We start from the raw sequence: 8015 nt of genomic DNA on the forward strand, positions 1-8015 counted from the left end.
GTTTGTGCGGGGTGCTCTCATGTGTGAAGTGGCTTTGGGGGGCGCGGGGCGCCCCCCCCACCGGGCGGGGGCGCCGCGGGGGGGGGGGCCCCCCCGCTTCAGTGCATTGCGTCAGGCGTTGACCTTTTCGCGCTGCGTGGGCGCAGCGTCAGCTTTTCCCTGGTCATCGCCGCCGACCGTGATCGGCTTGCGCTTGCTGATGAACACCGCCACCACGATGACGGCGGCCGCCGCGAGGGCGATCGCGGTACGGGCCGCGGGGTTCGCGGTGTTGCCGTACCAGAGCGCCACCACGGCGGGGGCGATCAGGAGCGACACCAGGTTCATCACCTTGAGCAGCGGGTTGATGGCCGGGCCGGCGGTGTCCTTGAACGGGTCACCGACCGTGTCGCCGATGATGGTCGCCTCGTGCGACGACGAGCCCTTGCCGCCGTGCGCGCCGTCCTCGACCATCTTCTTCGCGTTGTCCCAGGCGCCACCGGAGTTGGCCAGGAACACCGCCATCAGGGTGCCGGCGCCGATGGCACCGGCCAGGTACGCCGCCAGCGCACCCGCGCCGAGGCCGAAGCCGACGGCGATCGGGGCCAGCACCGCGAGCAGACCCGGCGTGAGCAGCTCACGCTGGGCGTCGCGGGTGCAGATGTCGACGACCTTGCCGTACTCGGGCCGCTGGGTGCCGTCCATGATGCCCGGCAGCTCGCGGAACTGGCGGCGCACCTCGTGCACCACCGCGCCGGCCGAACGCGACACCGCGTTGATGGCCAGACCCGAGAACAGGAACACGACCGCCGCACCGATCAGCAGACCGACCAGGTTGGCCGGGTTCGCCACGTTCAGCATCTCGTCGATGAAGCCCGCGGTGGTCTCGCCCGCCTCGGCCAGCGAGACGCCCAGGGTGTCGGTGTACGAGCCGAACAGCGCGGTCGCGGCCAGCACGGCCGTCGCGATCGCGATGCCCTTGGTGATCGCCTTGGTGGTGTTGCCGACCGCGTCGAGCTCGGTGAGCGTGCGCGCACCCTGCTCGTCGATGTCGCCGGACATCTCGGCGATGCCCTGCGCGTTGTCGGAGATCGGGCCGAAGGTGTCCATGGCCACGATGACGCCGACGGTGGTGAGCAGGCCGCAGCCGGCCAGCGCGATGGCGAACAGCGACACGACCAGGGTGCCGCCGCCCAGCAGGAACGCGCCGTACACCGCGCCGCCGATGAGCAGCGCCGAGTAGACGGCCGACTCCAGGCCGACGCTGACGCCCGCGAGCACCACGGTCGCCGGGCCGGTCTCCGAGGACTTGCCGATGTCCTGCACCGGGCGGCGCCCGGTCTCGGTGAAGTAGCCGGTCAGCGCCTGGATGGCGGCGGCCAGCACGATACCGATGACGACCGCGCCGATGGCGACGACCTGCGGGTTGCCGGAGATCTCCGCCTTGCCCAGCTCGGCGAACGTCTTCGGCAGGTACCACACCGAGGCGCCCGCCACCGCGACCGCCGACAGCGCGGCCGAGATGTAGAAGGCGCGGTTGATCGCCTGCAGCCCGTTCTTGTCGGACTTGCGCAGGCGGGTCAGGAAGACGCCGACGATCGCGATCAGCACGCCGATGGTGGACACGATCAGCGGGAAGACCAGGCCTTCCACGCCGAACGCGGCGCGGCCCAGGATCAGCGCCGCGACCAGGGTCACCGCGTACGACTCGAACAGGTCGGCGGCCATGCCGGCGCAGTCGCCGACGTTGTCGCCGACGTTGTCGGCGATGGTGGCCGCGTTGCGCGGGTCGTCCTCGGGGATGCCCTGCTCGACCTTGCCGACCAGGTCGGCGCCGACGTCGGCGGCCTTGGTGAAGATGCCGCCGCCGACCCGCATGAACATCGCGAGCAGCGCGGCGCCGAAGCCGAAGCCCTCCAGCACGGTCGCGGCGTCGGTGCGGTAGATCAGCACCACCAGCGCGGCGCCGAACAGGCCCAGACCGACGGTCAGGAAGCCCACCACACCACCGGTGCGGAAGGCGATCGACATGGCGGTCTCGCGGCCGCCCTCGGCCTCCCGTGCCGCCGCGGCGACCCGCAGGTTCGCGCGGGTGGCCAGCGCCATGCCCGCACCACCGATGAACGCGCTGAACAGCGCACCCACCACGAAGAACGCCGACCGCCCGATCTTCAGCGCGGTGTCGTTGTCACCGTCGCCGTGCACCGGAAGGATGTACAGCAGGATGACCGCGAGCACCACGAAGATGCCGAGCGTCTTGAACTGGCGGAACAGGTATGCCGACGCGCCCTCCTGGACGGCCCCGGCAATCTCCTGCATCTTGTTGGTGCCCTTACCGGTCGCGAGCACGGACTTGACCAGCGCGGCGGCGAATCCCAGCGCCACCAGCGCGATCACGGCCGCGACAATCACGTACGACACGTTCTTGCCGGTAAGGGCCAGCTCGCCGCCGGGGGCGGCGAGGATGGTCCCGGACATCTTTGTCCTCCCAAAGATCACGATGTACTTGTGGACACCGGTGGGAAGTCGCCGGTGGACCGCCGTACAGGCGGACCGCCGGGACGAGCCACTGGCGGAGCCGGCGGCGAGTCGTCAGCGGACCGCCGGTCAGACGGGCCGCCGCGACGCACCGCTGGCGGATGCCGGAACCGGCCCACGAACATGACGGCGGTTACGGCTCGGAAACAACCCGTGAACTGTAAACCGGACACGTGGTCGGGGTCACACCCTGTACCTGCCGTGTCGCGGTGATCTTCGTTGCTGCGCCACGCGGGTTTGTGCGGTACGCTCAGCGACTCTATGCCTGCGGACCGGTTACAGCACGTCGCCGCGCATGCACACGCTCACGTTCCGTGGCGATTCAGCGGCCGAGACGCGAAGCGCGCCGCACCTGCCACGCCATCTGCACCTCGGTGCCCGGCCCGTCGTCGAGCGGGCGCACCTGCAGATCCTTCACGATCGCCTGGAGCAGGCTCGCGCTCACGTCGACGGTGATCTGCTCCTCGTCGGCGATGGGCGCGTCGTCGCCGGCGTGGTCCCACACCTGCACCAGGTAGCGGTCGCCGTCGCTGAACGCCACGGCCACCACGTCGCGCAGGCCCACCCGCTGGTGCCGGGCCACCGCCCGCGCGCACGCCTCACCGATGGCCAGGCGCACCTCGTCGAGCTGGTCGTCGGGCACCCCGGCACGCCGTGCCACGGCCACGCCGACGAGCCGCGCCGTACGCACGTGCGCGGGTTCGGGAGTGAATTCGAGCCGGACGGTCGCCATACCCTGCGGTTCAGCTCGCGGTGGCGGCGTCGACGGAAGGATAGAGCGGCAGCACCTGATCCAGCGCCGTGATCCGGAAGATCTTGAGCAGCGACTCGCGCGCGCACACCACCCCGAACGTCGCCCCGGCGGCACGCGCCTTGCGCAGGCCGCCCACGAGCACGCCCAGCCCGGTCGAGTCCATGAACTCGACCTTGGCGAGGTCGACCACGACACCGGTCACCCCGCTGTCGAGCAGCTCGGCGATGCGCTCGCGCAGCTTGGGAGCGGTGTACACATCCACCTCGCCGCCGACTTCGAGAACGGTGTGCATCGCGACGACACGCGTGGCCAGCGACAGCTCCATCGGCACCTCCCTCTTACGACGTCCGGTCACGGCCCGGCCTCTCTCCGTGCACCGGATCCTCATGCATCTAACCATTGGTCTGGTTTCCGGGCTACGCGCCATCGCCCCTGTCGCCTGCCCACCATCCGACCCTGCGGGCTGCGCGCCGTCCGCTGCCGTCGAAGCTGCCCACCATCCGCCTGCCGGAGCCGCGCGCCATCAAGTCCTGCCGAAGCCGCGCACCCTCCCGTGGCGCACGGGCCGGGCGGCGCGGGCTGGCCGCCACGGGCCGGCAGGTGGCAGAGTGCTGGGGTGGACCTGCTGCCCTACTGGCTCGAACGCGACCAGGTCACGCACGTCGAGCTGCTGCCCGCGCGGGCCGGGCGCGCCGCGGCGTGGCCCGGCTGGGTCCCCGCGGAGCTGGTCGAGGCGCTGCGCGGCTGCGGCATCACCGCGCCCTGGGCCCACCAGGTCGAAGCCGCCGAGCTGGCGTATGCCGGCACGGACGTCGTCATCTCCACCGGCACCGGCTCCGGCAAGTCCCTGGCGTACCAGCTCCCCGCGCTGTCGGCGGTGCTGACCGAGCCGCGCGCCCGGGTGCTCTACCTCGCCCCGACCAAGGCGCTCGCCGCCGACCAGCACCGCTCGCTCACCGGCCTGAACCTGCCCGGCCTGCGCGCCGCGGTCTGCGACGGCGACACCGGCCGCGAGGAGCGCGACTGGATCCGCCAGCACGCCAACCTCATCCTCACCAACCCCGACCTGCTGCACCACAGCCTGCTCCCGCAGCACCAGCGCTGGTCCGGCGTGCTGCGCAACCTGCGCTACGTCATCGTCGACGAGACCCACAGCTACCGCGGCGTCTTCGGCGCCCACGTCGCCCACATCCTGCGCCGCCTGCGCCGCCTCTCCAGCACCCCCGAAAGGAAGGGCACCCTCTTAACTCCTGGCGTAGAGGAAGGGCACCTTCTTAACTCCGGGAAGGGCCGAGGGCCGGTGTTCCTGCTGGCCTCGGCGACATCGGGCGACCCGGCCGGCAGCGCCTCGAAGCTGATCGGCCGCCCGGTCCACGCCGTCACCGACGACGCCGCGCCGCGCGGCTCGATGACCTTCGCCCTGTGGGAGCCGCCCGAGCTGCCCGGCGTGTCCGCCGACGGCGACGCGGCCCCGGTACGCCGCTCCGCGCTGCGCGAGACCGCCGACCTGCTGGCCGACGCGGTCGTCCAGGGGGTACGCACGCTCGCCTTCGTGCCCTCCCGGCGCGGCGCCGAGGTGGTGGCCGTGCACGCGCGCGCCGCCCTGGAGGAGGCGCAGCCGGGCCTCGGCCGCCAGGTCGCCGCCTACCGCGGCGGCTACCTGCGCGAGGAGCGGCGCACCCTGGAGCAGCAGCTCACCGACGGCAGCCTCACCGGCCTGGCCACCACCAACGCGCTGGAGCTGGGCATCGACGTCACCGGCCTGGACGCCGTGCTGCTGGCCGGCTACCCCGGCACCCGCGCCGCCGTCTGGCAGCGCGCGGGCCGCGCCGGGCGGGCCGGGCGCGACGGGCTGTGCGTGCTCGTCGCCCGCGACGACCCCCTGGACACCTACCTCGTGCACCACCCGCAGGCGCTGTTCGGCACCGCCGTCGAGGCGACCGTGTTCGACCCCGCCAATCCGTACGTGCTCGCCCCGCACCTGTGCACCGCCGCCGCCGAGCGGCCGCTGACCGAGCCCGACCTGCCGCTGTTCGGCGCCGACGCGGCGCTGCTGGACGAGCTCGTCGCCGCGGGCGCGCTGCGCCGCCGCCCCACCGGCTGGTACTGGACCCACCCCCAGCGCCCCGACATCGACCTGCGCGGCACCGGCGGCCCGCCCGTCGCCGTGATCGAGGCGTCCACCGGGCGGCTCATCGGCACCGCCGACCCCGGCGCGGCACACCACCACCTGCACCCCGGCGCCGTCTACACCCACCAGGGCCGCACGTACGTCGTCCAGTCCCTCGACCTGGCCGAAGCCGTCGCCCTCGTGGAGGCCGACAACCCGCCGTACTCGACGCACGCCCGCGACACGACCTCGCTCACCGTGCTGGAGGTGCGCTCGTACGTCGACGCCGGGCCCGTCGGGCTGTTCCTCGGCGAGGTCGAGGTCACCAGCCAGGTCGTGTCGTTCCAGCGCCGCCGCATGGACAGCGGCGAGGTGCTCGGCACCTGGCCGCTCGAACTGCCCAGCCGCACTCTGCGCACAGTCGCCGTGTGGACCACGCTCGCCGAGTCGGCCGTCGCCGGAGTCGAGGACCTCCCCGGCTCCCTGCACGCCGCCGAGCACGCCGCCATCGGCCTGCTCCCGCTGGTGGCCAGCTGCGACCGCTGGGACATCGGCGGCCTGTCCACCGCCTGCCACGCCGACACCGACGCGCCGACCATCTTCGTGTACGACGGCCACCCCGGCGGGGCCGGCTTCGCCGAGCGGGCGTACGGCATGGCCGCGGAATGGCTGGGCGCTACGCGTACGGCCGTCGCCGAGTGCGGCTGCGAGCGCGGCTGCCCCAGCTGCGTCCAGTCCCCCAAGTGCGGCAACGGCAACAACCCCCTGGACAAGCCCGGCGCCGTAACCATCCTCGACACCATCCTCCACCACCTCCCCCACTGACCCCGCGGTGACCGCGGCCCCGACCCCGCCGAACCGGGGCCGAGGCCGGGGCCGGGGCCGGGGTTCCGGGGTTCCGGCGGAAGATCGCTGTCTCGTGTCAAAACCTGTGGTCTGGCCAGACTCCTCGACACGAAACAGCGATCTTCCAAGCCCCACGATGCCCCGGCTCGCCCCGCGGGGCCGGTCAGGCGGTGGACTAGCCGGTCAGGCGGCGGCGGACCGTGTCGATCTCACGGACGACGCCGTCCAGGTTTCCGGCCAGGTCGTGCCAGGTGAAGCGCAGGACCGTCCAGCCCGCCCGGACCAGCCGGTTTTGCCGGGTGCGGTCGTGCTGGAAGCGGTCGGCCGCGCTGTGCCACGCCCGCCCGTCGACCTCGATCGCCAGCCGGATCTCCTCGAATCCGAAGTCCACCTCGCCGATCACACCGTCCTCGTCGTGGACCGGCAGGTTGGCCCGCCATCCGGTGACTCGGCCACGTCGCAGCCCCTGCACCAGCAGACGCTCCGCCGCCGACCGCGCCCCATGCGCATGCCGGGCGGCGACGCGGACCAGCGTGCCCACCCCTCGCCTCCCGGTCTGCCCCTGCACACGTGCCAGGAACTCCTCGAACGTGATGAGCCTGCGCTGGATAGCGCGGTCCAGCACCAGGTCTGCGTCGTCCACACCCAGCTCGCGTACGCAGTCCACCACCGTCTGTGCCGGGGCGGTGAGCAGGACTCCCTCGACCACCGACAGGTCGGCCGGGGCCAGCACCTCCCGCCGCACTCGCAGACCCGGGTGCCGGACCTGCCGTCCGGGTGCGACGGTCACACACGACCGCAGGTCGGGCACCTCCAGGCCGTACCGTCTGGCCGCCGACGGTCCGCTCAGTACGGCACCGGGCACGGCCAGCGACGCGGCCCGGTCACGGAGCAGTGGCGTGATCGGCCGTCCGGCACGGGTCAGCACCGGACCGAGCACCACGCGCCAGTCACCTGCCCGAACGCGCTGCCGGATCTGGAAGTCGGAGAACCCGCACCGGCGAGCCTCCGCTCTGGTGAACAGCCCGCCCTGACCGACGGCCAACGAGTCCAACCGTGCTTGATCAGTAGTTCGTGTCATCTTCGGTGCTCATACCTCACTTTCTGGCACAGATTCGTGATCTCCAGCCCTGCCGCCCGGGGACGCCGTCGTTCCCGGGAGCCCGCCGCCGGTGTCCCGGAGCGGGCCGGCGCGGGCGGTGGCTTCGGCGGCGCCCGCGCCGGTCACGGCGGTCACCGCCAGCAGCAGGTCGAGGCCGTCGAGCGAGCAGGCGGTGACGGTCGCACCGTTGGCGCGCACGATCTCCGCGGCCCGCGCGCAGGCCGCGTCGGCACCGCGCACGGCGTACGCCGCACCGGCCAGCGCCCCGAGGTCGGCGGCGGTCCGGGCCTGCTCCCGCGCGACGAGGTGAGCGCCCTCGGCCGCGACGACGGTGCCCGCGGCCACGAACACCAGGCCGACGCCGAGCGCGTACAGGGAGCTCACGGCGCACCCGGTTCGCGCACCGCGGTCGCCGTGCAGGTGAGCTCGGTGACCCGGATCGAGCGCCGGACCGTCGCCGTGACGGTGTCCCCGCCGCCCGACACGGCCGCCCCGGACGGCACCCGCCCACCGCGCGCCGCGCTCAGCGCCGCGTCGCGCGCCGCGGCGACGCAGCCGAGCTTCACGGTCACCGCGGTGACGGCGCCGATGCCGGTGACCAGCAGGAGCACGACGGCGGGCAGCGCCACCGCCGTCGGTGTCCGTGTCGCCGTCCACGACGCCGCCGTCGAAGGTCTGCCGCAGTT

The 8015-nt window shown here is 72.9% G+C and carries 7 protein-coding genes; 1 reads left to right on the plus strand and 6 read right to left on the minus strand.

What is annotated here, in order from left to right; genetic code table 11:
* Positions 1 to 111 precede the first annotated feature (111 nt).
* From AB0J67_RS37455 to AB0J67_RS37465, 3 genes are all read right to left on the minus strand, one after another.
* Entirely contained in the window at positions 112 to 2457 is a 2346-nt protein-coding gene (locus AB0J67_RS37455) for a sodium-translocating pyrophosphatase (RefSeq protein ID WP_363489935.1), read from the minus strand.
* A gap of 382 nt (positions 2458 to 2839) precedes the next feature.
* Positions 2840 to 3250 (minus strand): ATP-binding protein, encoded by a 411-nt coding sequence (locus AB0J67_RS37460; protein ID WP_363489937.1) that lies wholly within the window; start codon positions 3248 to 3250, stop codon positions 2840 to 2842.
* A gap of 10 nt (positions 3251 to 3260) precedes the next feature.
* The gene (locus tag AB0J67_RS37465) at positions 3261 to 3596 is read right to left on the minus strand and encodes an STAS domain-containing protein (RefSeq protein ID WP_363489939.1); all 336 of its coding nucleotides are present in this window, start codon (positions 3594 to 3596) and stop codon (positions 3261 to 3263) included.
* Positions 3597 to 3887: 291 nt separating this feature from the next.
* On the opposite strand from AB0J67_RS37465, the gene AB0J67_RS37470 reads away from it, so the two are divergent.
* Positions 3888 to 6206 carry a DEAD/DEAH box helicase gene (locus AB0J67_RS37470; protein ID WP_363489941.1) on the plus strand — a complete coding sequence of 773 codons (2319 nt, stop codon included), beginning with the start codon at positions 3888 to 3890 and terminating at the stop codon, positions 6204 to 6206.
* Between the two features lie 196 nt (positions 6207 to 6402).
* Here AB0J67_RS37470 and AB0J67_RS37475 read toward each other — a convergent pair whose 3' ends face one another.
* The 3 genes from AB0J67_RS37475 to AB0J67_RS37485 all read right to left on the minus strand — a co-directional run bounded on the left by AB0J67_RS37475 (position 6403) and on the right by AB0J67_RS37485 (position 7958).
* Positions 6403 to 7170, minus strand: coding sequence for a DUF559 domain-containing protein (locus tag AB0J67_RS37475; RefSeq protein ID WP_363489943.1), 768 nt, complete (start codon positions 7168 to 7170; stop codon positions 6403 to 6405).
* 147 nt (positions 7171 to 7317) lie between these two features.
* Complete coding sequence (locus AB0J67_RS37480; RefSeq protein ID WP_363489945.1) at positions 7318 to 7713, minus strand: Rv3654c family TadE-like protein; 396 nt, start codon at positions 7711 to 7713, stop codon at positions 7318 to 7320.
* The gene (locus tag AB0J67_RS37485; RefSeq protein ID WP_363489947.1) at positions 7710 to 7958 is read right to left on the minus strand and encodes a hypothetical protein; all 249 of its coding nucleotides are present in this window, start codon (positions 7956 to 7958) and stop codon (positions 7710 to 7712) included. The genes AB0J67_RS37480 and AB0J67_RS37485 overlap by 4 nt, the downstream gene beginning before the upstream one ends.
* Positions 7959 to 8015 lie beyond the last annotated feature (57 nt).

The sequence above is a fragment of the Catellatospora sp. NPDC049609 genome (assembly GCF_040675365.1).
GTDB lineage: Bacteria > Actinomycetota > Actinomycetes > Mycobacteriales > Micromonosporaceae > Catellatospora.